Origin of the sequence: Bradyrhizobium jicamae, from assembly GCF_001440395.1 — a bacterium.
GTDB classification, from domain to species: domain Bacteria; phylum Pseudomonadota; class Alphaproteobacteria; order Rhizobiales; family Xanthobacteraceae; genus Bradyrhizobium; species Bradyrhizobium jicamae.
Genome location: NZ_LLXZ01000210.1, coordinates 5424 through 5725, shown reverse-complemented (window position 1 = coordinate 5725; position 302 = coordinate 5424). Strand labels below are relative to the sequence as shown.

Below are 302 nucleotides of genomic sequence, written 5' to 3'. Positions count from 1 at the left end.
CTGAAGATCATCGACGCCCATCTGAAGGCGATCGAGATGGAGCGCAAGGCGCTCAACGACCAACAGCAACACCATGCTCACATGGCTGAGACAGCCATGGATATGGTCGCGACCGCGCATGCTCACGATACCAAGATGGAGCAGAACGACGCGGCGCATCAGGCCAAGCTTGAGCAGATGAAGCAGAAGCCGGCGCCCAAGAAATGATCGACGAAATCAAGCTCCAGAAGGACGCAGTAAAGGGCACCCGTGCGAAGGAATTGTTGGAGCACGATCTGCTGGCCGAAGCATTTGCCTCGCTG

The 302-nt window shown here is 57.0% G+C and carries 1 protein-coding gene; it reads left to right on the top strand.

Annotated elements, in window-relative coordinates:
- Positions 1–207, top strand: a 207-nt coding sequence (locus tag CQ12_RS36605) for a hypothetical protein (protein ID WP_198164357.1), incomplete at its 5' end; no start/stop codon positions are given.
- Positions 208–302: the final 95 nt, after the last annotated feature.